Genomic DNA, 26,265 nt, shown 5'->3' on the forward strand with positions numbered 1-26,265 from the left:
GTGAACTGGCGCGTTGGTAGTGTCTCAGTTTGAAATTAGTTCGTAGCCTAGGGGGAACCAAATGCCCCGGCGAAACCAGGTGCCCATATTGGGTACGACATGGTTTTGGTCGAGGTCATTCATGTCCTTGATAACATCCACGCTGACAATAGTCTCTGTCAACCCAAAGGCGCGAGCGAAGATTTCGACGGCATCCGCATCCGAATACGCTGTTATGCCAACTCCAAGACGATTTTTCACGTTAATCCAGTACGGATGCATCATGCACCTTTCTTCCGATACGGACCGCGCGGACCCGGCTTCGGTGCAACGGCGTCCATCTTCTCGCAAAGGTCTTCCATCGACCACGAGGTCTGAGACACGCCAGCCGCCATTGCAGGCGTCATTTTCAGCCACTAAGCATCATATAGGAGTTCGGTCTGAACCGCGACAAGCGAGGCGTCAGATTTCAAACTGAGACACTACCGGCGCGTTGGCGGGCGTTGCCCTTTCAGGTCCGGTTGGTATCAGCTTCCTCCCGGAGGTCCGCCGCCAACATTATGCTTCTGCCAATCGTCCGGTTGCTCGATTGATTTGACGCGGTCGCCGCTCCAAAACCCTTTGACTATGATACCCGCCAAAATGAGCCCGCCGAGCGACATGAGAACGCCGTATACCGTCATGGCTTCAACCTCCTACACCGCATGCATTCCGATAAGCATATAGGAGTTCGGCGCGGCGCGCGACAAGCGTAGCGTCAAGCTGAGACACTACGCCGGGGGCGCGCGGTGATCTTGTAGTGCATCGCCAGGTTATCCAGCCCTATACGCAGCAGGGTCAGCAGTGAGGCGCGCGGATCGCCCGTCTTGGCCGATATCTCCCGCAATGACATGCCATGGCCGCACACTGAGACGATGACGCTGACAATCTCATGGTGCCCGACTGCCTCTTGCGCGGCCTTCAGGGCTCCTTGCGCGATCGACATTGCTTCGGATGGCCCGCCGCTCCCCATGCGCCCACCATCTACGCGTTCCTGCATGGCGCCCGTCTTCATCCCTTCCCGAGCGCAGAACTCGTATGTCTCGCGGAAGGTTTCGCCGGCCATGCGGTGCGCCTTGGTCAGCGAGCTTATGCCCTTCAGCGGATCGACGTTGCGAACCCGGACGATGCCGCCGTTGCTGATATCGTAGCGGCGCGCGGCTTCCGCCGTATCTGCGTACTGACGGATGCGCCCATGCTCATCAATTGCCAGGGCAAAGTCGTGGCCCAACAGCCGTCGCGCTCGCACCTGTAGCTTTTCTTGTGCCGGAACCCTGGGCTTTTCCGGTTGCGCCGTTTTTCCTTTTTTGGCCTTGCTCATTCAGATTGCCCGCCTGTTGTCGTTTGCCGCTGGTGTACGTGAAAGTGGGAAATTGGGTTTCATCCGTTGCCCTCCGCCATGATCCAATCAACGGACTTCGGACGGCTGAGGCTCCATACGCGCTTTGCCGGGATGATGTTCACCGGCCCAAGCGCATGAGCTTCGGCAATCGCTTCAGCGTTTTCCTTGGACGGCCACAAGGCATCGGACCAGCGCAGGCCGGTACGGGTGAGTATTACCCAGCCGCTGGTGACGACTGTCAAACCGCCGTTGAAGTCAGTACGGGTGATCAATCTAGGCCTCCCATTCGGCCCAGCCATGGCCGTCATTTGGTTGAAGGAGATGTCCGGGAACCTTGCAGCCATCGGCGCCTGGGAATGGGCCCCATGCCTCAAGATGCCATTGATGTTTATCGCGGGCGAAGGTCAGCCGCTTGTTCCAGTCGCCTTCGGTGACCGGCTTGGCTGCCGACGCGGTTGCCTGCTCAAGGAACCCGTCAAAGCGTCGTTCGCTGATGAACGTTGTGGCGTGCATGACAGGGTGATCTGGCTTCGCGGCCAGATACGCCTTGTAGGCAGGCAGGGCCCGATGACAGGACGCCTGATCTTCACCGGGAAGCTTCCGCCATGCTGCAAACGCCTTCGTCTTCGACATGTTTGGCGTTCGAGGGTAGTCGAGCCAGAAGCTTTCGAAAACTGGGGGGTAGGCTGGTTTCTTCTTCGATTTCCCGGCGTCGTCCGAACTCGTTTCGGACAAGGAACCGTTAGGTTCCTCTTTCTTATCTGTATCTGTATCTGTCTCTGTCTCTGGTCTAGCAAGCGCTTGCGCAGTGCTATCATTCGCTTGCAACGTGCTAGCGTCCGCTTGCGGTATTTCGAGAAACCCACAATCTATCAATGGCTTAAGTTTTGGGAGCTTGTCGAGGTACGCAACCCGCTTGAGATACGCAGGATTGTTCGGGATCATGCCATTATTGCGGGATGCGACCAGCATGCACACGATTGCTAGCAGCTTGCTAGCATCGTCTAGCGTCACCCAATCCTCGCTAGCAAGCAGCGCGAAATGCAATTTTATCCATGGTGGATTGCGGTCCTTGTAGTGCTGAAACTCAGACCAATTCCGAACGCGAAGCTGCCCAATCATAGCCGGCATCAGAGCCTCACCGCGTTTCTAACCGCCGAGCAAGCGATATCAACGAATAGCTTTACTGTCTTCGTCGGGCCATTCCGCTGCTTGGCTATGATGAATTCAAGTTCGTTCTGGACATCGATCAGCCGGCCAATCCGGTCAGCCTCCTTCTCGGCATCCTTGCCCTTGGCCTTCTCGAGGTAATAAGCCTCGCGATACAGGAAGGCGACCATATCGGCATCTTGCTCGATCGAGCCGGACTCGCGAAGGTCGGAGAGTTGCGGACGCTTGTCGTCGCGGCTTTCGACCTGACGCGAGAGCTGCGACAGAGCGATGACGCCAACACCGAGTTCACGGCCCAGTTCACGCAAGCCCCAGGAGATTTCTGTTACCTCCCCGACGCGGTTGCCGGAATATCTGGCAGATGGCCTCACGAGTTGCAGGTAGTCGACAATCAGGATGCCGAGAGGAACACCGCGAGCGGTCGCTTGCTCTGCCATCCGCTCAACCTTGACCCTGATATCCGCTATCGTGAGCCCGGACTGCTCTTCGATCCACAGCGGAAGATTGTCGGCGTCTTGGTTTGCAGCAAGGATGCTTTCAAGGTCGGGCTCTGCGACCTTGCCCTTGATCAGGTCGGCGTAGGGAACCTTGATGTTCCAATCAAAGGCGATATCGGTAAGCCGACGCATGGCAAGCTTTTTGGCCCCCATTTCAAGGGACATGAACCCGACGCCGACGCCATTCCCCGCGGCGCGCAGCGCTACAGACAAGGCGAAGGCAGTTTTCCCCATGCTCGGGCGGGCGCCGACGACGACCATCTCTCCGGGGTGGATACCGCCAGTAGCAGCATTGATGTCCATCAGGCCCCATGTGTGACCAGTCAGGCCGTTGCCGCGTTGCATGGCCTCGCGAACATCCTCGATCGCTTCAGCCGTAGCCCTGTCTAGAGTGTGGAGTGTTTGGCGACGAGGACCAGCGCGAAGTTCTGCGGCTATGCTATCCAGATCTGATGCCGCCCCATGGATTATCTCCTTCGGGTCAGTCGTCGCGTCATGCGCCATATCGCGCAGCAGTTTGCCGGTTTCGGCCACCTTGAGACGCGCCCACTGTGAAACTACAGCTTTGCCGGCGCGCTCAAGGGCGTTCGGGCCGGTAAAGACCGTAGAGGCAAGAGACGACAAATATTCAAGCGGTGCTTTGCCGGTCTGCTGGCTGAACCTCATCGCCGCGTCGGCGGGGATCAGGCGCGAAACGATCGGGAATGCCGTTGAACTGTATTGCTCAAAAGCGGCCTTGGCGGCTCGATATATGATGCGGTGCACGTCTGAGGCGAAATGTTCCTCCTTCAGGAAGGACATCACCTTTCGGAAGTCGCCGCCGTAAAGCAGTGTCCCGAGAACATCCTGCTCGATCTCAGGCACATAGGCCGTATCGGGTATCTGGGCGATTGCGTTCAAGGTCTATGCCCCGTCGAAGGTGAGGGGCGATAGGTGTTGGCGACATAGGTGTAGAAGAATGTCGCGAATGCTTTTCCCGCCGCGTTAGCGTCGGTCATATCGCCGGTCGCTTCGGCCTTATTGCGAAGGTCGCGCCATTCCAGAAAAGCGCGCTCTTGTTCTGCATTCATCTGGTCGTTGATATCGCTCATACTGACAACCGCCTCTCACCCGCGACCTTGATGGCCGCCAAGATTTCAGACTGTGACCAGCGAGATAGGCCCCCAAGCTTAAAGGGTTTAGGCAAGGTGCCATCGGCAACACGGCGGTAGAGCGTCGGGATGCTGACTTGCAGAAAGTCGGCAACTTCCCTGGCCTTCAGGAGCGAATCATTCAGGGTGGCGTGGTGGGTGATGCTCCCTGCCCCTGCGTCCGTGATGATGGTATCGTTTTTCATCATCTTTTCTATCCTTACAGGGGCTGTGAGGTGACGTCGTGTTGGTCGGTTGCGGCCGATGCCGCGCTTTTTGCTTTCATGGCCGCGCGGATGGCGCGAACAATCTCACTATTCTGCGAACTGGCGTTCTCCCGAGCTTCGGCTTCGATGAAGGCTTTGGCATCGAAGGGAAGCCGGATTTTGAGTTGGCGCTGAGCCTCCATCATTCATCCTCGGTTAACTACGTACCTAACAGGTCCATATGTACCTATAAGGTACCTATGGCGTCAAGTACCTAAATGGTCCATATAGGCGGAAAGCGATCAAGTCGGGGAAAAACTAAAATGGCCACGCCAAAACAGACCGACCCGCAGTTCAAACTGCGGTTCACGCCCGAGCTACGGGATCAGATTGATGCGGCTGCGACTGCAAATAACCGCTCGATGAATGCGGAGATTGTTGCACGGCTTGAGGATTATCCTCGCATTACCTTGCTAGAAATCGCCGTAGCGCGCGCTGACCAAGTGAAACGGGAACTCACGGCAGAAATTGATACTCTCAGGAAAGAGGTGCGTGAACACGCCGGCAGGGCTTCTATCTATGAAAAACGGCTTATGGTCTCGGACGCCGAGCGCGAGCGCGTCGAAAAGCGCATGGCGCACGTTGAGCGCGCAAATGAGAGTTTCGCGGAACTTTTGAAGGATGCCGCCAGCTTAACTGATAGGGCCAATTCGGCAGAAGCCAAGGCAGCAAAGATGGAGAGTCTCCTCCGTCAGTCTCGGGCGAGGCTCGGCGTGATTCGAGAAGAGCGGGATGATCTGGCCCGATTTGTGATGATGGCTCGCGAAGGTGTCGAGAAGGGCTTCGCTGGATTACAGGAGATTGCCGCCCTAAGTGACCGAGAGCTGCTTCTACGAATGCTCCTTGAGGTTTCTCGAATATCATCTCTAATCTCGCTCGAGCAGAGCAGCGAGCGAGATGATCTTGCAAACCTGATCGCCAACATGACTGAGGAAAGCGATCATGTTGAAGATGCATACCTGTCCGGCCTCTCAGATACGCCTACCCCTCCTTCGAAATCGCGGCCTGCCACGACGACTACAGGTAGAGTGCTAGCCAAGGCCATTGAACGACGCACCGAGCTGGCAATGCGAACTATAGTCAAGGAACTGGAAGAGAACGGAATGCTCGCAGTCGAGTCGCAACCACAAACGCACCCGACTGCGGAGGAATGGGCCGAACTCCGGTTAGCGCCGAAGGAACTTCAGGGCGAAATTCTGGAAGCGCTTGCAAGCTTGGAAGTTCAAAAGGCGCTCAACCTTGCTCGACAAGCCCGAAAACGAGGCGCGGCCTAGAAAGCAACATCATCATTGACTGGCAGAACCCCGATGGCTTGCGCGGCCCACTTTCCCCGCGCGTCCATCAACTTGCGGAGATGGTAAGCTTGGCGATGTGCCCTGACACTGCCTCGTGTGCCGCCCGGCGCTCGGGCATGAAATCGTTCCTGACATAGTGGGCGAACGTCACTCCTGAATTGACTGACTGATGGTTCAGCGCCGCCGCGATGATGTGCGGCGGGATGCCGAGTTCGCTTGCGATGGTTGCCCAGGTGCGGCGGACATCGTGCGCGGTCCAGCCGGCGACCGGCATCAGAGCCGGCTTGTCAGCCTTGGACTTTTGGGCTTTCGAAAGCTCATTGGCGACCACATCGCCGCGGATCGGCCCGTCACCTACCGGGAAGACGAAGCCTTTCTTCCCCTTCACGAGCCGAGACAGGATTGCCATCGCCTCATCTGTCAGGGGAACATTGTGCGCCAGGCCGTTCTTGACGCGCTCGGGAGGCAGCCGAAGCAGCTTATCTTTCAGATCCACTTCCTTCACCGACAGCCCAGCAATTTCGCTGATCCGGCAAGCTGTCTCGAAAAGCAGCCGCACGATATCCTGAACCATGTCGCGCATGCCGGAATCGGGGAGCGCCTTGAACAGCACCGGAATTTCATCCTTTGAGAGAACCCGGTCACGGGCGCCGCCACGTTGAGGTGCCTTCATGCCAGCGGTAGCGTCTCGATCGAGAACGCCGCGCCCAACGGCCCATTTGACCACTGCCCGGATATCCTCGAAGCAGCGAGCCGCTTCCGTCTTTGCCCCTCTGTCCGCCACAGCATCGACGGCCTTCACTATGTCGCGTCGATGCAGGTCTTGCGCCTTCACAGCGCCGAGGCCGCTTTCCTTGTCCAAGATGTTCCGCCGCAACCGGCGTGTGACCTCATCACCGCTACGGAGCCCGGAGACGTGCCGCTTGATGTAATCTTCGACCAATTCTTTCATGGTGAGCGCGGCAGCGTCGGCTTCAGCCTTCAGAACCTTATCCGCCTGGGGGTCTTTGCCGGCCGCAATATCAGCCTTGAGCGCCCTCGCCGTCTTCCGAGCCTTCGCAAGCCCGAAATCCACAGAAAACTCTCCGATTGTAAAACGCACACGCTGGCGGCTGCCGGGCCGCGTATACATGATCGACCATGTTTTGCGGGTTGGACTGACCCGAAGGGCAAGGCCGGGCTCAAGCGTGTCGAAATAGTCGGTCTGGACCTCACACTTGATTGTCGAGACAAAGCGGTCAGTCAGCTTTTCTTTCGGCATCGGGGCCCCTAAATTTGCGTACCTAGACCGCCCGCTAGGTACGCAAACAGTGCGCTTAGCTGAAAACGGCTGATACTGGTTAGCCTGATTTGATCCCGGCAATCAACCGGATTTCAAGGCTTTACCACTATCAACCGTTATCAACTGATTTCAGCTAGGAACCGTTCGGAAAACCTGTTAACCGGTTGGTCGCTGGTTCGAATCCGGCCCGGGGAGCCACTTTTTGCAGCTACGGCTTTGTTTTTCCTAATCTTTCGCGATTTCATAGTCAGTGTTCCCCGCTTTTCCTCCCCGCTTTTGGCACCCTCAGTTGCCGATCACGCCCTGAACCTGCATAATCCGGTCTCAATCCGGCGCGGGGCAAAAATGCCAATTGATGGTCTTTACTCACTGGCTGCCGTCGGCATTGCAGGTATGTCAGCAATCGTTCTCAAGCTCGACCAGGGCCGAATTGAAGGCAACGATTCCGCCGGCGCTCGGTATATCGGGACTTACGAGCCTGACGGCACTGGATACAGGCTAACACTCGAGATTATCTCGCCGCCTTACACATTCGGGGTTTTTGGAACCTCAGCGAGTGAAACGTTCCGTACTAACACCGATACCATCATCGTACCGGCGTCGCTGTTTCTGGAAAGAGTGCCCTACACACTCCCTAGCTATGGGATCACGGTCATAGCGACGCGAATTCCTGACACATATGCGAATCTAGCAGGCAAGGACGGCATTCGAACATTGATTGGCATGCTCGAGCGCGCCGAAGGTGCTTGGAAAAATGCAGCTCGGACGACGTGACTGTTATCGTAGAGGCGGGTGTTCGGTAGCCCGTAAAGCTGGACGGCGTGTCCTTATGCGCTATCTTGGTCTGACAACCGATGGGAGACGCACAGATGCCGACCTACGCGATTGTAATTGTTGGTGCCGGAGTGCTCGCCTTCGTCGCAGGTTGCATCTTGATCTGGATGGAGCGCCGGAAGTTGAAGGACTTCTCTGGCCAGGAAGCAGTTCCCAGCGGACCGGATATCGGCGGTTTTGATGGCGGCGGTCATTAGGACCACACCGACAACTAGAAGCGCATTCTTGGCAGGCGGAGCGGACGCGGCAGCAATTGCCTGAGAACCCTGTCCGGCAAGCCGAACCGTCGCCGCCGCGCCCGCGCGGGCTATTAGGGCACGCAATAGGACAATGACACTGACAAATTGTTTCCGGTGGAAACGCCTCTCTAGATGTTGACCATCTGGTCAAAATCCAGAACTATCCACGCGCGGCAGCCTGGGGGCAGCCGCAAGGCTGACGCGCCTAGACCTTGGGGGTTGAGGCGTGTCAGCCATCTGCCCCCTTACTCTGCCAGCCTCCAATTCACCTCCGCATACGATGCAGCTGCAAGAATGCGGCAATGCGCGACCTTGAGCATCTCTGAAAGCTTGGCGGCCGCGGCGATGGATGTCGCCAGTTGGTCTGCGAGATCTAAGAGGGAATCTGTCCCCTCTGCTGTGGCGAAGCTTGCCGCGAGTTCGTCGCGGCTACGATGAAGAAGAGCATATGAACGAGCCGCCACCAGGAACTGCTTGCCGCTGGTGGCCTGGACACATGGAGCGTACTGCTCTGGGGTGGGATGCGCCCCGAAATCGAAACTTGCACAAAACTCGGCGGTGAGTGGGAGGTGGACGATTGGTTGGGTCATGGGCTATTCCTTTCGAAAAACAAAAGGAATATCCTTTTTCGTAAACCATAAGTCAAGATGTTTTTAGAAAGCTATTGCGTATTTCAAAAATGGGCATCACAAAGCTCGTCATGACCCCTGCACAATGCCGAGCCGCGCGTGGATTGCTAGACTGGACACAGGGCGACCTTGCCCGGTCATCCAGCGTAAGCGACGTCACAATCAGGAACTTTGAACGAGGGAAGACCGCCCTCCAGCCAGCTAGTCTGCGTGTGATACAGCTAGCGCTAGAAGCGGCCGGCGTCGAATTCATCAATGGCACAGGAGTCAAGCTAACGCGCTCGTAGACATAGTTGAAGACTCTCGTCATAGTTGCTAGTCAATCTTGGGAGGGGACTATGAGCGTCGAAGAAAAACTGCGCGTTCTTGCCGAACGCATAAAAACGCATTCCAGCGCTATGCTTACCGAAGAAGCACTAAAGACGGCGATTGTTCTGCCTTTTCTTTCGGCGCTTGATTACGACGTTTTCAATCCTGACGAGGTTATTCCAGAGTTTTGTGCTGACGCAGTAGGAAAAAAGGGAGAGAAGGTCGACTATGCTATAAAGATCGACGGCGAAATAAGAATTTTAATTGAATGCAAGCCCATTACTACGACACTTGAAAAAGTGCATCTAGCTCAACTTTACCGTTATTTTTCAGTCACAAATGCCAAGTTTGCGATTCTTACAAACGGGCGTACTTTCCATTTTCACACGGACCTAGTCGCACCAAACAAGCTCGATGAGCGGCCATTCCTTACGTTCGATCTTTCGGATCTTCAGGGTCAGCTAACGATCGAACTTAAGAAATTTGCCAAATCGGAATTCAATGTCGATGGCATCCTTCAATCGGCCCATCGCCTCAAATATACGTCGGCCATCAAAAAAGAGATTTCTGGCGTCATGGAAAACCCACCGGAGGATTTCGTTCGGATGGTAACTGTTGGGCTATACCCAGGGCGATTTACGGGACAAGTCAAAGAACAATTCACACCGATGGTGAAGGCCGCGTTTCGGGAAATTGTCCGCGAGTCTGTCCAATCCCGCCTCTCCAACGCTCTTGCTGAGACCGAGGTTTCAGAAATTGGTACCGATGCCGCCGATGAAGAGGAAGTTGTTACGACGGAAGAGGAGCGCGAGGGCTTCATGGTCGTTCGGGCAATCGTTCGTGATATTCTGAAGCCAGTGCGGGTAATTATGCGAGACCAGAAAAGCTATTGCGGCATTCTTGTCGATAATAACAATCGGAAGCCACTTGCTCGGCTATGGTTTAATCGCAGCGTCAAATATCTCGGGCTCTTCGATGGCGAAAAGGAAGAGAAGGTCAAAGTGGACACGCTCGATGAGATTTATGAGCATGCGGATCGGATCCGAGCGACGGCAAAACTCTACGTAGCAGTTTGACGCGCTAGGCATCTGCCAAAACCAAGCGTGCAATAAACTACACCGATCAGCAATATGCCCGAAAGCATGTTTCAACATGACAAAAATGCCAATTTGCATATTTGAAACAACAACTTATAGGAATTGTATTATCTTTTGGTATGTGCGATCCGTGTGATGAGTTTGAACGTCACGGATGGAAAAAATGCCCCTCACGCTCTTCAAGCGCGGCGGATATTGGTACCTTCGGGGTTCCGTTCGGGGAATCCAATACTATTCGTCCACCAAGACCGCGGACCGCGATGCTGCTGATGACGTAAGGATCCTTACTGAAGGACGTCTGCTTCAGGAAAGCGTGTTCGGCAAGAAAGCTGTCAAAACTTTCCGAGATGCAGCCGATTCTTATCTGGCCCAAGGCTGCTCCCCCCGCTTTGTGGCCGCCCTAGCCGTGCGCTTTGGAAACTCAAAATTACACGCGATAGACCAAACGGACCTCGACGGGGCCGCTAGCAGCCTGTTTCCAAATACCACCGCGGCTACACGAAATAGACAGATCTACACACCATTTATCGCGATTTGGAATCAAGCCACGAAGAACGGGTGGGCTGACGTCAGGAAATGGCAGCGGCCACGCAAGCCGAAGGGTACCGCCGTACGGTCGGCTCCCAAGCGCAGCGGCACAGAGCCGGTCGACTACGAACGAGCGGCGCAATTTGTTGCCAAGATGTCGCCGGCTCCGGCCATGGTGATGACGGCTCTGTTCTTTACCGGCCTTCGACCGATCGAACTTTTCGCACTTGAGGCATCCGAGGTCAACGTCGACGGCCGTTGGATAGTGCTGCAGAGCACCAAGACCGGAGAGCCACGCGGTGTGCCGATGCATGAATTTCTGGCGCCTCTATTCGAATCGCTGCTGAAGCGCAAAAGCCTGGACAAGGATGCGAGAATATTCCGTACGCCGCGCAACAAACCATACACAGAGGTGCAGAAAGGCGGTGGAGGTTTGAAGTCGGCGATCCTCGGCGCGCGCAAGCGTTCTGGAATTTCCGACATTTCTCTATATACGGCGCGCCACTCCGTTTCCACCGGCTTGGTGATTGCCGGTGTGCACCCGCACATTAAGGACCAGATACTCGGCCACGCAGCGGACGACATGTCGCGTCATTACACCAACGTGCCGCAAGCCCCGCTCATCGAGGCGATCAATAAGCTTCCTGTGCCCGACGCCTGGCGGAAGTTGGCGTGGTGGCAAGATCCGCTGGCGTGGAGTGCAAAGCTGGTCGAGGGAACCGGCGCGAGGAATGATTTGAAGGGAAAGAGACGTGACTGATCCATTCGCCCGCGTTCCTCTATTCGCTACCGACGAAGAGCTTGCCGTTGTGATCGTCGGTAAGGTGCGCGCTGCCAAATGGCAGAAGGAACGCCTTCCGAGACTTCTTGAAATGCCCGGCTTTCCGGCTATTGACGCTTTTCACGGCGGTAGGCCCATGTCGCTCGTCCAGAAATTCTACGAAGCCTATCTGGCTGCTGCGCGCCCGCCACAACCGCCAGAGCCAACTAACACTGCGCGGCCTGCTTCGAGCATAACTAAGGCCTCCGGCCTCGTGTGGCAAAAGCGGCGGAAAAGCAAAACTCCCTATTGGATCCCGAACCAAAATGCTGTGAAGGCAGGGTATCGACCGAAGACAGTCAATCTGAGCTATATTGCCGATGATCCCGATATGCTCGCGGCAAGGTGTGCCAGCCTGCAGTCCGATATGCTCCTATGGCTATCGGTCAGACGGGGGGAAACATCCCAGTTTGACGGGACGCTCAAATCCTTGATTAGGGCATACCAGATCAGTTCCGAAAGTCCGTACAAGGAATTGCGGCCAGGCTCCAGGAAGCCGTATGACCACTATTTGTCGACGATCGAAGCACAGATAGGGAACGAGAAGATCGATCAGATTACCGGCGTCGACATAAAGCGGTGGCATAGGGAGTGGTCGAGCCATGGCAGGCATCCGGCTGCCGCCACGATGGCGGTCTCTGTATTGGATGCCGCCGTTTCATTCGGCATCACTTCGCGCTTTGCTGGATGTTCCGCATTTTCTGAGGTGCTGAAGGCCACAAAACGCAAACTGCCGCGACCGAAGCCGCGGGCGATCGTTTTGACTGCAACGCAGATCGAAGAGGCGCGTCGTGCTGCCCATGTAGATGGCCGACCGTCATCCGCTCTAGCTTATGCAGTTGCCTACGAAACGACCTTGCGCCTCTTTGACGTCATCGGTCAGTGGTGGCCTGTCAGCGAAAACGGGACGTCGACTGTGCAGCAAAACGGAATGATGTGGTTCGGTGTGCGATGGGAGGACATCGACGAGAATCTGGTCCTTCGGTACGCCCCCGGAAAGACATCCGCCAAGACGGGGAGAACGATTACCTACCCCCTCGCCTCGGCGCCTATGGTGGTCGACGAACTCAACCATTGGCCGGCTGACAAGCGCCGGGGATCACTTATCGTCTCAGAGGAAACAGGCCGACCCTACGTGGCTGCGAAATTTCGCGAAAAATGGCGCTTAGATCGAAAAGCCGCAGGAATTGCCGCTAACGTGTGGGCGAGAGATATTCGCGCCAGTGGCATTACGGAAGGCCGCGCCGCAGGAGCGTCCACGGACGATGCGGCTAAGGTTGCAGGCCATACTGGAACGAGAACGACGTCGTCAGTGTATGACCGTGCCAATCTTGAGGCCGCCGAAAGGTTTGCGAAGGCTCGAGCGCGAGCAAGGAAGCAGAGGGAACAATGATCGGCAATGTCTATAAAACTCAGAAATAGCACGAAGAAGGAAACGTCATGACCGACGCGGAACGCATCGAGCAACTCGAGTACAAGGTCGGCGAGGCTTACCAGGTTGTTGGTTGGCTTCTAACCCAGTGCGGTCTATTCGAAACGAAGGAAGGGCAAAGAGCGCTGGACTACTTCTCGCGTGACGAATTCGACGACAACTTCCTGCCCTGGCCGAGATCGATCGAGGATTTTCCGGAGAAGTAGACTTCCGGGGAATCGGCGCCTTTAGCGACTTGTTTAACGTGACAGCAAGCGGAATGGCCAAATCACCACGGGATAACGGCCCTTTAGGCCCCGCGGATACTTGCGGAAAATCAGGATATCGCCGATTCTCCGAGCGCTGGATGGGGCTTGCGGCGTCGCCTGGAAAACGACCAAAGCCGCAAACCCCGGTTACCAGCTTGGAGCGATACCCGCAGGAGGGAGGTGGTTACAGCCATCTCCCTCTCGGGTCGCCAAGGCATACTGCCCCCAGAATACGCTTTTCGCAACACGCCGAAATTTAGATCACAACATTTGATTTCCGCTAGGCGCCGACGGTGTGTCGGTCACAGGCGCACCGGGCGGGCTGTGGTGTCGTCTGGCAGCCAGCAAACATGGGAAGAAATAAATTGACATGTCGAACCGAGATCCCCGCATCGATGCTATCGCCGCCAGTGATCTTTCGTCGGCTGCAATCTTGGCGTCGCTAATCGGCATGCTCGGCGCGAAGGGCGTTCTGTCAGACGGGGAAGTCCGGGAAGTCTACGAACAAGCGCTGTTCCTGCTTGAGCAGCATCAGGGCGATGAGATCGAGCTGCGCCCGATTTTCGAGGCCGCTCGGGAGATCATAGAGGATCAGTTGCGGTGAGGACGGTCGAGACCATCAAAACCTACGGGACCGATCCATTCTAGCGATCCCTGCGCACTGTCCTGATTTCCACCAGACGCCGAATGTGGAGTCCTAACCCCCCTGCCCACCCCGCTTGCCCGCCAGCCGTTTTGCGGGCAGTCTCGCGCGATGTGCAATCTGTACAACATCACCACATCGCAACAGGCGATACGTGACCTGACCCGCGCAATGCGCGACCTGTCTGGCAACCTGCCACCGTCGATCGATATCTACCCGAACACCCCTGCCCCTGTGGTCCGCAACGCGCCAGACGGCCAACGCGAGGTCGCCAATCTGCTTTGGGGCATGCCCACCCCGGTGGAACGTGTGAAGGGAAAGGCCGACTACGGCACGACGAACATCCGCCAGACCCGATATTCCCATTGGCAGCAGTATTTGGACATCAGCAATCGCTGCGTCGTCCCGGTGACGAGCTTTGCCGAACCCTCGCCTACTCCGGGCGACAAAGACCCGGAGACAGGTATCCAGCGGAATTTCTGGTTTGCCCGCGACGAAAGCCGCCCGCTGTTCTTTTTCGCCGGCCTCTGGACGCGGTGGCAGGGTGTGCGGAAGGTCAAGGATGGTCCAGGCGATTTTGAGCTGTACGGCTTCCTGACCACGCGACCGAATGGCGTCGTCGGGCCGATCCATGACAAGGCGATGCCGGTCATCCTCACAACCGAAGAGGAAATTGAGCTGTGGCTAATGGCGCCATGGCCGGCTGCCAGGAAGCTCCAGCGGCCAGCACCTGACGATGCCCTCATTGTCGTGAACAAGCCCGCGACGCAGATCAAGTTTCCGCAGGGCGTTCCGCCGGCCCCTGAGCAACCATCCCTGTTTTAAGTCGGCAACGAATGTGGCTCAGATGACGGACTTAGTCCGGGAAGGCCATCCGACTAGAGTTGGCCTCATTTCAGCCATTGGCGACCGGCACGGTCTATGTCAGCTTCTGGCCCTAAGCGGTCGCTCGTCCTCAGCCAGTCACCTTGATCCGGCGAACGCGCGCCAGCGCGCGCAGCACGGGCGGATTCTCGATGCCGTGTGGTATGTACGGGTCGTCGTCCGGTCGTAGCGCCATCACATCGAGATCGTTGTCACCAACCTCCCACGCCGGGCGCACATGAAGTTCGCGCATGGGAATTGGCTCGACCGGGATCGGGATGGGCTGGCCGCGCTTTCCAGGCAAGTGGAACGGCACGAGCAGGAAGGCTCCCGCGCGCGCGTATGCGTCCAGAAAGCCTTCCAGATGCGCGTTACTCGCGGGATACATGCGGTTGTTGCGAGTGACGTAGCCGAACAGTTGCCCGTCTTTCGGCTTGTCCCCGAAATGCATCGGCGGCCCGATCGACACACAATAGGCATTGGAGTCTTTGTTATCTACGCCACGCAGGATGGTGATCCGCAAATGCTCGGTGCCATCGTCGCTGCCGATACGCGCATGCCAGCCGGCAAAAATCTCTTCGGCGGCTTCACGGTTTTCGAAGGAGAGGCCAAGGAACGGAATGTCGTCATATGGCGCGGGCGTGTACATGAAGGCTGAGCCGTTCCACTGCGCCCGGTTCCACGTCTCCACCTCGATCGGGGAGCGCAGCTCATAAGCGGTATGCGGCATCTTCTTCATGTCGAAGCTGCCCGGCGGCGGCTCGCCTTCGCCAAAGACCGGCGGGCCTGCGGGCAGCTCGTCGCCAATAGGCGTCCAAGCTTGGGTGCGTTGATCCCGATAGAGGGCGGGCTCTTTCTCAGCGAGGGCAAACGGTACGGGCACGTCTCCGCCGAAGACGTTGCGCGTCATCAGCGGGACGTTGCAGAAGATGAGCGCACGATCGAACACCCGCTCTTCGACGGCAAGTTTCTCAAGCCACTGCTCGGGGTCGGAGAAGCCCATCATGCGGCCAACGATCAGGGCGAGCGCCTGATAGCAAAAATCGCGGAAGGCTTGGGCGTCTTCCCGCGACGCACCTGCAAAGCCCCGGCTGTAGGTTATGACGCCAACTGAGGCGCCCCGCGCGCTCTCGAACCGGATCGAGGGCGCGCCAACATGCGCCGCATCCGCGGCCACACGCACGGTCAACCTGTCCACGTTTGGCAGCACGCGCGCACCGAGGCTTGTGGCGAGGAAGCTTTCGATCACACCGAGGATCGCTTCCGCGATCTGTATTCCCTGCACATCTGCGTCTGTCTCAAAAGTCAGCTTGACGCCAAGGATGCGGGCTGAGAGCACGCGCATGTCATCGAGGGTCAGCTTCGGCGTTGTTCGGATGTCGTGTTCCGGACCGGCTTCCCATAGCGACTGCATGAGGGCATGCACTTCGTCATCGCCGACACCTGGCGGAACCGAACCTTCTTCTCGCAGCTGGTCGAGCCGGCCAAGCAGGAACAGCGCCGGCATCCCCGCTTCAAACAGCGCATACTGATCAAGAATATCGGGCAGACTCGTCAGGTCTTCTCGCCGCTCGAACGGCGTTCTGATCAGCAGCGCGCTCATCAGCATCGCATTGCCATGACGGCGCCGATCGGCGGCTTCGTCGCTCATCCCACGTGCGTTGTGAACGATTAGCTCAAGCTGATGCGTGAGCATGGCATAGCCGACTCGCCCAAGAGATAGCTCCATACGCATAAGGCCGTGCAGCATCGCGGGGCTGATTGCGCTGAGGCTGCCGTCGACCATGGTGCCCGCGGTTACCTGATGGCTGATGACGGAGAGCGCGCAGACCCGCGCCGCCCACCATAATCCGGCCTTGTCGTACGCCATGGCAAGGCCGCCCAGCGCGAGCATCAGCTCGCGTTCGAACTCTTTCTTCACAAGGCGGTCGATCGCCTTGCCGAACCAGCGGATCGCCTCGTAGGGCTCGCCTTGCTCCAGCTTCTGATGGCCGCGGGTCACCAGCATGGCCGCCGCTTCACCCTCACCTGTTCGCTGTGCCTGCACTTCTGCGATAACGGTAAAGAGCGCGTCGAACGCGCCACTGTCCTTGATATAGGTCCCAAGCTCGGTGAGCGAGTCCGCGAGCTCTTCGAAAGGAAACGTGCCATATCCGTCGGCGCCGGTGACCACTTCGCGAAGCGCCACCCAGATATCGTCCATGGGCTCATCGGCGCGCTCATGGCGGCGATTGATCATCTCGACGAACAATTGCAGCGAGCGGGCATGCAGCGCGCTGTTAGGCCGTGTCTCATCGGCCGCCATACCTGCGAGCATTTTCGCGAGCGCAGCCTTGCGCTCCCGGATCTTGGCCTGTGCTTCGTCCAGAGCGCCGGCGAGCACCGCCATGCGCAGCACGGACCACAGGTTTGTCAGCTTGGAGATCAGCTCTGCGTTGCCAAGGTCCGCCACGAGGTCCAAGGCGTCACCGTAAAGCTCCGACAGAAGGTCAAAGTCATCGAACCAGAAGTTCGCAGTCCACGCCCAGTTATACACGATCTTGTATTCGAGCAGGTGGTTTCCGGCCTTTCGCGCAAAGCGTCGGGCCTGTGTAAAACGCCCCTCCACTTCGGCGCGGGGCCGTTCAAGGCCGCGGGCCGCGAGCGCGGCCTCCAGCATGTCTTCAGCGACAAGGCTCGGCGCCCGGGACGTATCCGAGATCTGCGCGTCCAGCGTCTCAAGCTGCTTGATGCGCTCTTGATCAAGCGGGCCGGTTTCTGTGATCTGGCGCTTTAGGTCATCGCTCATGCCGAGGGCGGTCACGGCAAGCGGCACGCGCCCGTGCTCGAACACACACTCTAGAACCCAGGCCTGATCGAGGATGGTGACCGTTACGCCATGCTCTTTCAGCAGCGCCGCTTCGATATCGGCCCGATCTTTCGCGCGCGCATTACGGCTCGTGATGAAGTAAATTTTGGTGTAGCCGCGATCCGTCTCGACGATCTTCTTAACGTCGCTGCGGACCTTGCCCTTCCACGCTTCCTTTGCGCTGATCGCAAACGCCCAGCGCTCGGATGCGGCCTCCAGCTGGCCGATATACCAGCGGTCGGCAATCCCCGCGCTGACTTCATAGGTTTCAGTGTCAACCTTGCCATCACCGCCGCCGCTAGGGCCGGTGTTCGGACGCAAGTTCGGGCATATTTCGACGGCGGCCAGCTTGCGCGCGAATTTCTCGAAGACATTCTCTTCATTGCGCGCCGTGATCGTATCGAGGTGGTTTGCCAGCACCTCGCGCGTCAGCGCGAACTCGACGTCGCCCTTAGTGTCTGAATACAGGTAGGGACGCCGCGCCCGCATAAAGCTGGACGGCGCATATCGGGGGCGGTCTTCGGGTGCATCGTCTGTCATGCGCACGAATATAGAGTGCGCCGGACTAGCGAGGCAAATCGTACAACGCCGAAATACTATGGAAATCAAACCTCGTGACGCTTCGCCGGCCGTCTCCGCACGAACAAGGCGCTCAGCAATACTCTCATCAAGCATTGCGCGCCTAAGAGATTGCGCGGAATTCCGGTAGACCTCAGCATAACCGCCGTCGTCGAGCGCCTTCACCCCGTAGTTGCTTCAGTCGAGATGCCGCCAACGCCTGTTTTCGGCTGTACTTTCGGCATAGCTGCCTCTGCTTCCCAAGGGGTACTGGCGTGTCGCGCTTCGAGGGTCCGCTTGTGGCGCTAGGCCGACGCCAAGAACTCGATACCCGACTGTCGGCTTCCCACCAAATTCGAGACAGCTTGGTATTCAGGTCTAGGTGCTGAACGAAACCGATCCCCAAGCCGCCTCTACTGCGACGATTTACCGGGAAGACGTCATCGTTGCGCGGTCTGCCGATGAAAAATATTCGTTCACGGAGATTATCTTACCTTCGGCGGCGCGCATCTTCTGAACGAACTGGACGTCCCGCGTTGTGCCGTCGGGCATAGATACTTTGAGCACAAATTCGGCGAAGACTCCGCCTGGATCATCAGCTGATTGATGAACGTCGCCTTTGTATCCAATGATGTGGATGCCGGCGGCTTCCGCTTGATCCCACAATGGCTGCATGGCTCGGACGAACGCCTCTCTGCCGATAATCTTGCGGGGTCGGTCTGTTGCGAATGGAAAGTTGAACTCGATGTCCTCGTGGTACAGACTCAATTGCCCTTCACGATCGCCGCGACAGACACAATCGATCTGTTTCTCAAAAAGCTGCTTCGTGGTCAGTGCCATTGTTTTCTCGGATACCGCTCCCAGCTGACCAAGTTTACACGCTGGCAGGTCCGCTTTCCACTCCGGAGAGGCCGAACCGAAATCGACTTCATCGGGGCCGTTCGGGTGCGTCCTCCATTCGGTTACGCCTGCACATCGACCGCTTTGGGCATCAAAGGTTCCCTCTTGACTCTTCTACAAAAAGAGCAGAACAAATAGCGAACATTCACATTGAGCGAGTTACTTTGGTGCGGCTGAATCCCGCTGTGGAATCCTTGCGCGCCAGCATTGGGCATATCGAAGGCAACAATCAGCGCGCAAAGGCGGTGCTTCCTTTCGGGGTCGCAGCAATGGATGCGCGCCTGCCCGGAAACGGACTGGCTCTTGGAGCCCTTCACGAGGTTGCAGGTGGTGGAAACGGCGCGATCGATGGCGCGGCTGCAGCTTTATTTGTTGCCGGTATCGCTGCTCGCACGAAAGGCAAGATTCTTTGGTGCATCACGAGACCAGATTTGTTTGCGCCGGCACTGGCCCAGGCAGGCCTGCCGCCGGACCGGGTGATCTATGTCGAAGCCGGAGACGAAAAAGCAGTGCTTGCCTGTTTCGAGGAAGGACTACGTCACGGAGGCCTTGGAGCTGCGATTGCCGAGGTGGCGCATCTCACAATGACAGCCTCCCGGCGACTTCAGCTTGCCGCGGAGGCATCTGGAACTCTGGCCATCGCCTTGCGGCGCTGGCGACGACAGACAGAAGCAGCCGATTTCGGGCAACCGACCGCAGCAGTCACAAGGTGGCGCATCTCGGTTCTGCCATCCACTCCCCTGCCCGTTCCGGGCGTGGGCCGCGCACGCTGGCTGGTGGAGTTAATCCGGGCTCGTGCGGGCGAAAGTGCGGATTTCGAGTTGGAGGGGTGCGATGACAAGGGTCGTCTCGCTGTTCCTGCCCACCTGGCCAACGGATCGCATCAGAAGGAACTCGGGCGACGCTTCGCCTCCGCCTGACCAGCCATTGGTTTTGGTCGGCCGGGACGGAAGCAGGCGGATCGTGCAGGCACTCGATGCCGCCGCCCATGGCGCCGGATTGCGCGTCGGAATGCCTGTTGCCAAGGCTCAGGTGCTTGTGCCTGGGTTGCTCATCCTCGATGGCGAACCGGACGCCGACGCGGCTGCCCTTGAACGTCTCGCGATATGGATGTTGCAGCGTTATGCCCCGGTCGTAGCCTCGGCCCCCCCTGACGGGATAGTCATCGACACAACAGGAAGCGATCACCTCCATGGCGGCGAAGGGGCAATGCTGGCCGACATGATTCATCGCCTGTCGGGCTCGGGTATTGCCGCAAGGACGGCTGTCGCCGACACTTGGGGTGCAGCCCATGCAGTGGCTCGATACGCGGGCGAACCCATTTCGATTGTCGAACCCGGCAAGAGCTTGGCCGCAATCAGCCCGCTGCCGGTTGCGGCACTCCGTCTGTCATCAGATATTGTCGCAGGCCTGCAGGTTCTTGGATTTCGAACGACCTCTGATCTGTTTGCACAGCCGCGGGCACCTCTGACTTTGCGCTTTGGCCCCGAGCTTGGCCGTCGCATCGATCAGGCGGTCGGCGACACGCGCGAACCAATCGATGCGATCCGTCCACCTGACATGATCGAGGTTCGACGCGCCTTTGCCGAACCGATCGGTGCTGCCGAGACGATTGCTCGCTACATCGGCAAGCTTGTCACCGAGCTTTGCAAACGCCTTGAAGAACGCGGCGTTGGCGTACGCCGCCTCGATCTGGTCTGCCATCGCGTCGACAATCGTGTGCAGGCAATTCGCGTCGGTACAGCATTGCCGGTACGTGACACCAAGCGTCTTACGCGCCTGGTCTGCGACAAGATCGAAACGATTGAGCCAGGCTTTGGCATCGAGATCATGACGCTTGCTGCGACGGCGGTTGAACCTTTCGAGCAGAAACAGCAGGTCACAAGCCTGATCGACGATCCCGTGGCCGATGTTTCCGGACTTGTTGATATCCTCACCAATCGCGTCGGTGAGCAAAGGTTGTTTCGTGTAACATCGGTTGCCAGTGACGTCCCTGAACGCTCGGTCGCCCGCATTCCCGCGATGGCCCCGGAGACAGAAGCAAGCTGGCCCGGGTGCTGGCCGCGTCCTTCACGGCTGCTTGCAAAGCCTGAGGCGATCGATACGGTCGCTCTTCTGCCCGACCATCCCCCGGTTTCCTTTACATGGCGCGGTATCCGCCGCCGGGTACGTCGTGCCGACGGACCCGAGCGTGTCTTTGGCGAATGGTGGAAACGCGACGCCGAACTGATTGCCGTCAGGGATTACTTTCAGGTCGAGGACGATGCGGGAGAACGCTTCTGGATTTTTCGTTCCGGTGATGGCGAAAATGCAGACACGGGCAGTCATCGCTGGTTCCTGCATGGCATCTTCGGATGAACGCCGCCATCCGATATGCCGAGCTGCAGGTGACGTCGCACTTCTCGTTCTTGCGGGGAGCGTCGTCCTGCGACGAGCTTTTCGCTGAGGCAGTAGCAAATGGCATCGAGGCGCTGGGTATCGTCGACCGCAATTCGCTTGCGGGCATCGTTCGAGCGCATGAGGCGGCCAAGGCTACAGGTATCCGCCTCATCGTCGGCTGCAGGCTGGACCTCACGGACGGGATGTCGGTACTTGTCTATCCGGTGGATCGGCCTGCCTATTCCCGCCTCTGCCGACTGCTCTCCCTCGGCAAGAAACGCGGCGGCAAAGGCAAATGTCTTTTGGCCTGGGATGACCTTGTCTCCTATGGCGAGGGGCTCATCACCGTGCTTGTTCCGAACGAGGCCGACGATCTTTGCGGCATGTGGTTGCGGCGTCTGCGCGATGCTTTCGGGGACAGAGCTTATCTCGCCCTCACCCTGCGCCGCAGGCCAAACGACCAGCTCCGTCTCTATGACCTGTCAAATATGGCCGGTCGCATTGGCATGCCTTGCGTTGTCACCAACGATGTCCTGTTTCACGTCCCGGACCGCCGTATCCTGCAAGACGTTGTCACCTGCATCCGGCATAATGTGACGATCGACGAGCTCGGCGACAGGCGCGAACGGCACGCCGACCGCTATCTCAAGCCGCCACTGGAAATGCATCGGCTGTTTGCACGGTATCCGGAGGCTTTGGCGAACAGCATCGAGATTGCGGATCGGTGCCGCTTCTCGCTCGACGAGCTTGCCTATCAATACCCCGAGGAGCGCGACGACCCGACCCTCACGCCCCAGCAAACCCTGGAGAAACTTACCTGGGAATGCGCTGCAAGCCGCTATCCGGAAGGCCTGCCCGACAGTGTGCGTAAGACCCTGGAGCACGAACTGCGGCTGATCGCAAAGCTGCAATACGCACCATACTTCCTGACGGTGAACGCGATCGTCCGGTTTGCCCGTTCCAAGGATATTCTTTGCCAGGGCCGTGGATCAGCCGCCAATTCGGCGGTCTGTTACGTTCTGGGCATCACGTCGATCGACCCTGGGCGCAACGATCTTTTGTTCGAGCGCTTCGTTTCCGAAGAGCGCCATGAGCCGCCCGATATCGACGTCGATTTCGAGCATGAGCGGCGTGAGATCGTCATGCAGTGGGTGTTCGACACCTACGGCCGCGATCGGGCCGCACTTTGCTCGACTGTCATCCGGTACCGCTCGAAGGGAGCACTTCGCGATGTTGGCAAGGCCCTGGGATTGCCAGAGGACCTGATCAAGGTGCTTTCATCACAGATATGGGGATGGTCGGAGGAAGGCGTCGAACCGAAGCACGTCGAAGACCTGAACCTCAATCTTGCCGACCGACGCCTGCGCCTGACCTTGGATCTTGCTCGACAGCTGATGGGTGCACCACGCCATCTCAGCCAGCATCCGGGAGGCTTCGTGCTCACCCACGACCGCCTTGACGATCTGGTCCCGATCGAGCCCGCCGCCATGGTCGATCGTCAGGTCATCGAGTGGGACAAGGACGATATCGATGCGCTGAAATTCATGAAAGTCGACGTGCTGGCGCTTGGCATGCTGACCTGCATGAAGCGCGGGCTGGACATGCTTTGCGACCATAAAGGCATCAATCTCGATCTGGCGACGATACCGGCGGAGGATCCACGAACCTATGCGATGATCCGCAAGGCCGACACACTGGGCACCTTCCAGATCGAGTCACGGGCACAGATGTCGATGCTGCCGCGGCTGAAGCCACGCACCTATTATGACCTCGTCGTGCAGGTTGCGATTGTCCGGCCAGGTCCGATCCAGGGCGACATGGTCCACCCTTACCTTCGCCGTCGCAACGGCCAGGAGCCAGTCCACTATCCCAAGCCAGAACTCGAGAAAGTTCTCGGCAAGACACTCGGTGTTCCCCTGTTCCAGGAACAGGCAATGCGCGTTGCCATCGAATGCGCCGGCTTCACGCCTGGCGAGGCCGATCTTCTGCGCAAGAGCATGGCGACGTTCAAACACACCGGAGGCGTCTCCAAGTTCGGACAAAAATTGATCGCCGGCATGGTGGCCAATGGATACGATCAGGATTTCGCCGAGAAAACCTTCAAGCAACTTGAAGGCTTTGGTTCCTACGGCTTTCCCGAAAGCCACGCAGCCTCCTTCGCACTGATCGCCTATGCGAGCGCCTGGCTCAAATGCTGGCATCCCGATGTCTTTTGCGCTGCACTTCTGAACTCACAGCCGATGGGGTTTTATGCTCCCGCGCAGATCGTGCGCGATGCACGCGACCACGGCGTCGATATACGCCCTGTCTGTGTCAACGCTTCGCGATGGGACTGCAGCCTTGAGCCGACCGATGATGGCAGCCGCTTCGCAGTACGTCTTGGATTTCGGATGGTCAAAGGGTTGGCCAACCTCCATGGCGCGGCAATTGTATCTTCCCGGGCCGACGAACTGTTTGCTTCCGTTGATGATCTCTGGCAGCGCGGTGCAGTCCCTCAAGCGTCCCTCGTCCAACTCGCCGAAGCAGACGCATTTCGCCCTTCCCTTGGGATTGCCCGTCGGGAAGCATTGTGGGCGATCAAGGCGCTGCGGGACGAGCCGCTTCCTCTTTTTGCGGCGGCAAGCAGCCTCAAGGCAGAGATCGTCCCGGAAATCACGGAACCCGTGGTCCAACTACGCCCCATGACGGCTGGCGGTGAAGTGGTCGAGGACTATGGCCATGTCGGGCTGACACTACGGAGCCACCCTGTCGCGTTCTTGCGCCAGGATCTTCATCGGCAGCGCATCATCTCTTGTCGGGATGCCATGGACGCCCGGGACGGCCGTTGGCTCGAAGCCGCGGGAATTGTTCTGGTACGTCAGCGCCCGGGCAGCGCCAAAGGCGTCATGTTCATTACCCTCGAAGATGAGACCGGAATCGCCAATCTGGTCGTCTGGCCGAAGGTCTTCGAAAAATTCCGTCGCATCGTGCTTTCAGGAGCCATGATCGCCGTCAAAGGCCGCATCCAGCGCGAGGGGGAAGTCGTGCACCTGGTTGCCCACCAGCTGAAAGATTTGACCAAGGAACTCGCCACCGTCGGCGAACGGGAAACGCCGTTTCCTCTCCCCCATGGCAGAGGCGATGAATTCCATCACGGCAGCCCGTCACGCGATCCGCGTGATCTGCCGCCAAGCGGTATTCGGACTCGGGACGTCTACGTTCCGGACCGTCATATCGACACCATCAAGGTCAAAACCAGGGATTTTCATTGAGGTGACTGCTTTCAGAGCAGCCCTTTTGAAGACTGCATTTTGTACTCCCTGGCGTACCTCTATGCTCTCCACATCGTCGAACGTAGAACGGCTTGCATATGCTCTTTAAGGTCGAGTTCTCCGCGCCGCTCGATTTTAAGAAGATACTTGGCCTTGGCCCAGCGATCAGCATCGGAAACTGCAGGATAACAGCAGAGAGCCACCAGCGCCCTTTCTTCAGTTCGGCTGGCCTCCGCATGATCGCTGCCCTTACCGCCCGTTGCGTGGATGGCCCGACCGAACGCCGCATACGTTGCCGTATGTGTTTCGATCAAAGCCTGCAATTCTCGGGACGGAACCTGTTGCCGCGGCCGCTTCTCCTCACCGACAACGGTCGATGCGATGATGGCACCTGCTGAACTGAGGAGCAAGTTTCGTCGGTTTACCTTGGACATTGCGAACTCCTGAAAATGTACTGGCTGTGGTACCGCGTCCATCCGCCTGCCGACCATAACATCGCAAGCGGCCGGAGCCTGTCAGGATGGTTCGTTGCTGGCAGCGCGCAGTGGTCGCGTCAATTGTTCTCCCATCGGCAGCAGTGATGCGCTCGCGCATTTCTCTCCAGGCTTCGGTAAAAGCTTGACTTGACTCTATGTTCTCATTTTGTTCTTATGGAGTCCATGCCTAACAGGAGGTCCCGCCATGGACCACATTGTCACGCTTGATGCTCGGCAAGAGGCAATTTTGCAGACCACCGCCGAGAAATTCGTTCGCCTGCACGGCGGCGACATGATGAAAGCCCTGAAGGAACAGATGGTTTTGAACGCACACCTTCAGGAGAAGCTCGACCGCCAGGACCGCAAGCCAAAATCGCTGGTCTGAACCATGTCGGACGAAAACCGCACGGTCGGGCAACCAGTTGCCCCGAGACAGATCGAGAACCACATTTGCGACCACAGCAGCGGTTGCAAGAAAGTTGCGCCGTTTGGCGTGAACACCCGGTACGGCACGCTCTGGTATTGCTCCACCGAACATCGCGAAGAATCTGAGAAAGACAGGGTGCCGGGCTTTTAGGAAAGGAGTGAGACAATGTCGATCACAATCCATATCCCAGGTGCAAAACCGGATGAAATCGTTCGAGGCCTGCTTGACGCGCAAGCGGTGTTCGACAAGGCCGGCGTGACACCGCTTCAGGCGGCGGAAGCAGATTTCGATATGGAAGGCTGGGATATTCAGGGCTTCGAGGGAGAAGGACCAGACAATTCCGACATATGCGACGTCTGGCGGGAAGCCGATGTCGCCGCGGTGGAAGCCTGCTGCGAAGGGTGGCCGAAGGATAAGGTTCCAGACACCGCCGAACTGGAATTGTCAAATCTGAACTTGCGTGACACGCCAAGCGCTCGAAAATGAGCGACAACGTCCTGCCGCAGCAGAAAGCGCCGAAGCTGATCGTCGTCATGGCGTTCGACCGAGACGAGGAAGGCGAGCCTCAGCCGGCATTTGATCCGATGGAGCAGCAGACCGAGGATCGCGCAATCAGAACGGCGAAGGGACTAGCAGGGAAGCATGCCGGAGTAATTGCCTGGAGCCGGGAGGCCAACCCGACAATCGGGGAGTATGGCGAGCCGACAACGCTCTTTCTGGCTGGCGATGTGCCGGATATGGAGTGAGGTGCGCCCACTCCGCAGAAAAATCCTTAAACTTAGA

General features: G+C 57.9%; 30 protein-coding genes and 1 riboswitch. Of the genes, 16 read left to right on the forward strand and 14 right to left on the reverse strand.

The window, feature by feature from the left end:
- Positions 1-24 precede the first annotated feature (24 nt).
- From WBQ96_RS19040 to WBQ96_RS19080, 9 genes are all read right to left on the reverse strand, one after another.
- Complete coding sequence (locus WBQ96_RS19040; RefSeq protein ID WP_336552797.1) at positions 25-264, reverse strand: hypothetical protein; 240 nt, start codon at positions 262-264, stop codon at positions 25-27.
- Positions 265-506: 242 nt separating this feature from the next.
- Positions 507-662 carry a hypothetical protein gene (locus tag WBQ96_RS19045; protein ID WP_336552796.1) on the reverse strand — a complete coding sequence of 52 codons (156 nt, stop codon included), beginning with the start codon at positions 660-662 and terminating at the stop codon, positions 507-509.
- Positions 663-736: 74 nt separating this feature from the next.
- The gene (locus WBQ96_RS19050; protein WP_336552795.1) at positions 737-1,339 is read right to left on the reverse strand and encodes a DUF6456 domain-containing protein; all 603 of its coding nucleotides are present in this window, start codon (positions 1,337-1,339) and stop codon (positions 737-739) included.
- 59 nt (positions 1,340-1,398) lie between these two features.
- Positions 1,399-1,632, reverse strand: coding sequence for a hypothetical protein (locus tag WBQ96_RS19055; RefSeq protein ID WP_336552794.1), 234 nt, complete (start codon positions 1,630-1,632; stop codon positions 1,399-1,401).
- 1 nt (position 1,633) lies between these two features.
- Positions 1,634-2,491: a hypothetical protein gene (locus WBQ96_RS19060; protein WP_336552793.1), complete on the reverse strand. Its 858-nt coding sequence runs from the start codon at positions 2,489-2,491 to the stop codon at positions 1,634-1,636.
- Positions 2,491-3,891 (reverse strand): replicative DNA helicase, encoded by a 1,401-nt coding sequence (locus WBQ96_RS19065; protein ID WP_336552792.1) that lies wholly within the window; start codon positions 3,889-3,891, stop codon positions 2,491-2,493. Before WBQ96_RS19065 ends, WBQ96_RS19060 begins: the two co-directional genes overlap by 1 nt.
- A 32-nt stretch (positions 3,892-3,923) precedes the next feature.
- Positions 3,924-4,118 carry a hypothetical protein gene (locus tag WBQ96_RS19070; RefSeq protein WP_336552791.1) on the reverse strand — a complete coding sequence of 65 codons (195 nt, stop codon included), beginning with the start codon at positions 4,116-4,118 and terminating at the stop codon, positions 3,924-3,926.
- On the reverse strand, positions 4,115-4,303 hold the full coding sequence (locus WBQ96_RS19075; RefSeq protein WP_336552937.1) for a helix-turn-helix transcriptional regulator: 189 nt from the start codon (positions 4,301-4,303) through the stop codon (positions 4,115-4,117). The genes WBQ96_RS19070 and WBQ96_RS19075 overlap by 4 nt, the downstream gene beginning before the upstream one ends.
- A gap of 74 nt (positions 4,304-4,377) precedes the next feature.
- On the reverse strand, positions 4,378-4,569 hold the full coding sequence (locus tag WBQ96_RS19080; RefSeq protein ID WP_336552790.1) for an Arc family DNA-binding protein: 192 nt from the start codon (positions 4,567-4,569) through the stop codon (positions 4,378-4,380).
- Between the two features lie 117 nt (positions 4,570-4,686).
- Between WBQ96_RS19080 and WBQ96_RS19085 the strand changes: the two genes are divergently transcribed.
- Positions 4,687-5,697 (forward strand): Arc family DNA-binding protein, encoded by a 1,011-nt coding sequence (locus tag WBQ96_RS19085; protein ID WP_336552789.1) that lies wholly within the window; start codon positions 4,687-4,689, stop codon positions 5,695-5,697.
- A 67-nt stretch (positions 5,698-5,764) separates the two neighbouring features.
- Here WBQ96_RS19085 and WBQ96_RS19090 read toward each other — a convergent pair whose 3' ends face one another.
- A complete protein-coding gene (locus tag WBQ96_RS19090) occupies positions 5,765-7,081 on the reverse strand; it encodes a tyrosine-type recombinase/integrase (RefSeq protein ID WP_336552788.1) in 1,317 nt (438 codons plus the stop codon).
- A gap of 135 nt (positions 7,082-7,216) precedes the next feature.
- On the opposite strand from WBQ96_RS19090, the gene WBQ96_RS19095 reads away from it, so the two are divergent.
- Positions 7,217-7,774: a hypothetical protein gene (locus WBQ96_RS19095; protein WP_336552787.1), complete on the forward strand. Its 558-nt coding sequence runs from the start codon at positions 7,217-7,219 to the stop codon at positions 7,772-7,774.
- A 95-nt stretch (positions 7,775-7,869) separates the two neighbouring features.
- Positions 7,870-8,031 (forward strand): hypothetical protein, encoded by a 162-nt coding sequence (locus WBQ96_RS19100; protein ID WP_336552786.1) that lies wholly within the window; start codon positions 7,870-7,872, stop codon positions 8,029-8,031.
- 287 nt (positions 8,032-8,318) lie between these two features.
- Here WBQ96_RS19100 and WBQ96_RS19105 read toward each other — a convergent pair whose 3' ends face one another.
- Positions 8,319-8,663, reverse strand: a complete 345-nt coding sequence (locus tag WBQ96_RS19105) for a hypothetical protein (RefSeq protein ID WP_336552785.1) — start codon at positions 8,661-8,663, stop codon at positions 8,319-8,321.
- Positions 8,664-8,773: 110 nt separating this feature from the next.
- Between WBQ96_RS19105 and WBQ96_RS19110 the strand changes: the two genes are divergently transcribed.
- The 7 genes from WBQ96_RS19110 to WBQ96_RS19140 all read left to right on the forward strand — a co-directional run bounded on the left by WBQ96_RS19110 (position 8,774) and on the right by WBQ96_RS19140 (position 14,604).
- On the forward strand, positions 8,774-8,989 hold the full coding sequence (locus tag WBQ96_RS19110; RefSeq protein ID WP_337035913.1) for a helix-turn-helix domain-containing protein: 216 nt from the start codon (positions 8,774-8,776) through the stop codon (positions 8,987-8,989).
- 51 nt (positions 8,990-9,040) lie between these two features.
- On the forward strand, positions 9,041-10,087 hold the full coding sequence (locus tag WBQ96_RS19115; protein WP_336552784.1) for a type I restriction endonuclease: 1,047 nt from the start codon (positions 9,041-9,043) through the stop codon (positions 10,085-10,087).
- A gap of 184 nt (positions 10,088-10,271) precedes the next feature.
- A complete protein-coding gene (locus WBQ96_RS19120; RefSeq protein WP_442920858.1) occupies positions 10,272-11,396 on the forward strand; it encodes a tyrosine-type recombinase/integrase in 1,125 nt (374 codons plus the stop codon).
- The gene (locus WBQ96_RS19125; RefSeq protein WP_336552782.1) at positions 11,389-12,849 is read left to right on the forward strand and encodes an integrase; all 1,461 of its coding nucleotides are present in this window, start codon (positions 11,389-11,391) and stop codon (positions 12,847-12,849) included. Before WBQ96_RS19120 ends, WBQ96_RS19125 begins: the two co-directional genes overlap by 8 nt.
- A gap of 47 nt (positions 12,850-12,896) precedes the next feature.
- On the forward strand, positions 12,897-13,094 hold the full coding sequence (locus WBQ96_RS19130) for a hypothetical protein (protein WP_336552781.1): 198 nt from the start codon (positions 12,897-12,899) through the stop codon (positions 13,092-13,094).
- Positions 13,095-13,173: riboswitch (SAM riboswitch) on the reverse strand.
- Positions 13,174-13,506: 333 nt separating this feature from the next.
- Positions 13,507-13,740 (forward strand): hypothetical protein, encoded by a 234-nt coding sequence (locus WBQ96_RS19135; RefSeq protein WP_336552780.1) that lies wholly within the window; start codon positions 13,507-13,509, stop codon positions 13,738-13,740.
- A 150-nt stretch (positions 13,741-13,890) separates the two neighbouring features.
- The gene (locus WBQ96_RS19140; protein ID WP_336552779.1) at positions 13,891-14,604 is read left to right on the forward strand and encodes an SOS response-associated peptidase; all 714 of its coding nucleotides are present in this window, start codon (positions 13,891-13,893) and stop codon (positions 14,602-14,604) included.
- A gap of 130 nt (positions 14,605-14,734) precedes the next feature.
- On the opposite strand, the gene WBQ96_RS19145 is transcribed toward WBQ96_RS19140, so the two are convergent.
- Both WBQ96_RS19145 and WBQ96_RS19150 read right to left on the reverse strand, forming a co-directional pair.
- A complete protein-coding gene (locus WBQ96_RS19145; RefSeq protein ID WP_336552778.1) occupies positions 14,735-18,235 on the reverse strand; it encodes a hypothetical protein in 3,501 nt (1,166 codons plus the stop codon).
- Between the two features lie 240 nt (positions 18,236-18,475).
- Positions 18,476-18,889 carry a nuclear transport factor 2 family protein gene (locus WBQ96_RS19150; protein ID WP_336552777.1) on the reverse strand — a complete coding sequence of 138 codons (414 nt, stop codon included), beginning with the start codon at positions 18,887-18,889 and terminating at the stop codon, positions 18,476-18,478.
- A 245-nt stretch (positions 18,890-19,134) separates the two neighbouring features.
- Here WBQ96_RS19150 and WBQ96_RS19155 point away from each other — a divergent pair, with 245 nt between their 5' ends.
- From WBQ96_RS19155 to WBQ96_RS19165, 3 genes are read left to right on the forward strand one after another with little or no spacing between them, the layout of a single operon-like run.
- Positions 19,135-19,869, forward strand: a complete 735-nt coding sequence (locus tag WBQ96_RS19155; protein WP_442920921.1) for an ImuA family protein — start codon at positions 19,135-19,137, stop codon at positions 19,867-19,869.
- Positions 19,784-21,307: a Y-family DNA polymerase gene (locus tag WBQ96_RS19160; protein WP_336552775.1), complete on the forward strand. Its 1,524-nt coding sequence runs from the start codon at positions 19,784-19,786 to the stop codon at positions 21,305-21,307. Before WBQ96_RS19155 ends, WBQ96_RS19160 begins: the two co-directional genes overlap by 86 nt.
- Positions 21,304-24,579, forward strand: coding sequence for an error-prone DNA polymerase (locus WBQ96_RS19165; protein ID WP_336552774.1), 3,276 nt, complete (start codon positions 21,304-21,306; stop codon positions 24,577-24,579). The genes WBQ96_RS19160 and WBQ96_RS19165 overlap by 4 nt, the downstream gene beginning before the upstream one ends.
- A gap of 59 nt (positions 24,580-24,638) precedes the next feature.
- On the opposite strand, the gene WBQ96_RS19170 is transcribed toward WBQ96_RS19165, so the two are convergent.
- The gene (locus WBQ96_RS19170; RefSeq protein WP_165121382.1) at positions 24,639-25,013 is read right to left on the reverse strand and encodes a hypothetical protein; all 375 of its coding nucleotides are present in this window, start codon (positions 25,011-25,013) and stop codon (positions 24,639-24,641) included.
- 247 nt (positions 25,014-25,260) lie between these two features.
- Between WBQ96_RS19170 and WBQ96_RS19175 the strand changes: the two genes are divergently transcribed.
- The 3 genes from WBQ96_RS19175 (at position 25,261) to WBQ96_RS19185 (ending at position 26,228) form a co-directional block, all read left to right on the forward strand.
- On the forward strand, positions 25,261-25,440 hold the full coding sequence (locus tag WBQ96_RS19175; protein WP_336552773.1) for a hypothetical protein: 180 nt from the start codon (positions 25,261-25,263) through the stop codon (positions 25,438-25,440).
- A 207-nt stretch (positions 25,441-25,647) separates the two neighbouring features.
- A complete protein-coding gene (locus tag WBQ96_RS19180) occupies positions 25,648-25,968 on the forward strand; it encodes a hypothetical protein (protein ID WP_336552772.1) in 321 nt (106 codons plus the stop codon).
- Positions 25,965-26,228: a hypothetical protein gene (locus WBQ96_RS19185; protein WP_336552771.1), complete on the forward strand. Its 264-nt coding sequence runs from the start codon at positions 25,965-25,967 to the stop codon at positions 26,226-26,228. The genes WBQ96_RS19180 and WBQ96_RS19185 overlap by 4 nt, the downstream gene beginning before the upstream one ends.
- Positions 26,229-26,265: the final 37 nt, after the last annotated feature.

This window comes from Mesorhizobium sp. CCNWLY176, assembly GCF_037153935.1.
Taxonomy (GTDB): Bacteria; Pseudomonadota; Alphaproteobacteria; order Rhizobiales; family Rhizobiaceae; genus Mesorhizobium_M; species Mesorhizobium_M zhangyense.

What these genes read in the sequence shown, in the direction of transcription:
- WBQ96_RS19040 (WP_336552797.1), bottom strand. Translation starts at nt 264, where the DNA reads ATGATGCATCCGTACTGGATTAACGTGAAAAATCGTCTTGGAGTTGGC.
- WBQ96_RS19045 (WP_336552796.1), bottom strand. Translation starts at nt 662, where the DNA reads ATGACGGTATACGGCGTTCTCATGTCGCTCGGCGGGCTCATTTTGGCG.
- WBQ96_RS19050 (WP_336552795.1), bottom strand. Translation starts at nt 1,339, where the DNA reads ATGAGCAAGGCCAAAAAAGGAAAAACGGCGCAACCGGAAAAGCCCAGG.
- WBQ96_RS19060 (WP_336552793.1), bottom strand. Translation starts at nt 2,491, where the DNA reads ATGCCGGCTATGATTGGGCAGCTTCGCGTTCGGAATTGGTCTGAGTTT.
- WBQ96_RS19070 (WP_336552791.1), bottom strand. Translation starts at nt 4,118, where the DNA reads ATGAGCGATATCAACGACCAGATGAATGCAGAACAAGAGCGCGCTTTT.
- WBQ96_RS19080 (WP_336552790.1), bottom strand. Translation starts at nt 4,569, where the DNA reads ATGATGGAGGCTCAGCGCCAACTCAAAATCCGGCTTCCCTTCGATGCC.
- WBQ96_RS19085 (WP_336552789.1), top strand. Translation starts at nt 4,687, where the DNA reads ATGGCCACGCCAAAACAGACCGACCCGCAGTTCAAACTGCGGTTCACG.
- WBQ96_RS19100 (WP_336552786.1), top strand. Translation starts at nt 7,870, where the DNA reads ATGCCGACCTACGCGATTGTAATTGTTGGTGCCGGAGTGCTCGCCTTC.
- WBQ96_RS19105 (WP_336552785.1), bottom strand. Translation starts at nt 8,663, where the DNA reads ATGACCCAACCAATCGTCCACCTCCCACTCACCGCCGAGTTTTGTGCA.
- WBQ96_RS19110 (WP_337035913.1), top strand. Translation starts at nt 8,774, where the DNA reads ATGACCCCTGCACAATGCCGAGCCGCGCGTGGATTGCTAGACTGGACA.
- WBQ96_RS19115 (WP_336552784.1), top strand. Translation starts at nt 9,041, where the DNA reads ATGAGCGTCGAAGAAAAACTGCGCGTTCTTGCCGAACGCATAAAAACG.
- WBQ96_RS19120 (WP_442920858.1), top strand. Translation starts at nt 10,272, where the DNA reads ATGCCCCTCACGCTCTTCAAGCGCGGCGGATATTGGTACCTTCGGGGT.
- WBQ96_RS19130 (WP_336552781.1), top strand. Translation starts at nt 12,897, where the DNA reads ATGACCGACGCGGAACGCATCGAGCAACTCGAGTACAAGGTCGGCGAG.
- WBQ96_RS19135 (WP_336552780.1), top strand. Translation starts at nt 13,507, where the DNA reads ATGTCGAACCGAGATCCCCGCATCGATGCTATCGCCGCCAGTGATCTT.
- WBQ96_RS19140 (WP_336552779.1), top strand. Translation starts at nt 13,891, where the DNA reads ATGTGCAATCTGTACAACATCACCACATCGCAACAGGCGATACGTGAC.
- WBQ96_RS19150 (WP_336552777.1), bottom strand. Translation starts at nt 18,889, where the DNA reads ATGGCACTGACCACGAAGCAGCTTTTTGAGAAACAGATCGATTGTGTC.
- WBQ96_RS19160 (WP_336552775.1), top strand. Translation starts at nt 19,784, where the DNA reads ATGACAAGGGTCGTCTCGCTGTTCCTGCCCACCTGGCCAACGGATCGC.
- WBQ96_RS19165 (WP_336552774.1), top strand. Translation starts at nt 21,304, where the DNA reads ATGAACGCCGCCATCCGATATGCCGAGCTGCAGGTGACGTCGCACTTC.
- WBQ96_RS19170 (WP_165121382.1), bottom strand. Translation starts at nt 25,013, where the DNA reads ATGTCCAAGGTAAACCGACGAAACTTGCTCCTCAGTTCAGCAGGTGCC.
- WBQ96_RS19175 (WP_336552773.1), top strand. Translation starts at nt 25,261, where the DNA reads ATGGACCACATTGTCACGCTTGATGCTCGGCAAGAGGCAATTTTGCAG.
- WBQ96_RS19180 (WP_336552772.1), top strand. Translation starts at nt 25,648, where the DNA reads ATGTCGATCACAATCCATATCCCAGGTGCAAAACCGGATGAAATCGTT.
- WBQ96_RS19185 (WP_336552771.1), top strand. Translation starts at nt 25,965, where the DNA reads ATGAGCGACAACGTCCTGCCGCAGCAGAAAGCGCCGAAGCTGATCGTC.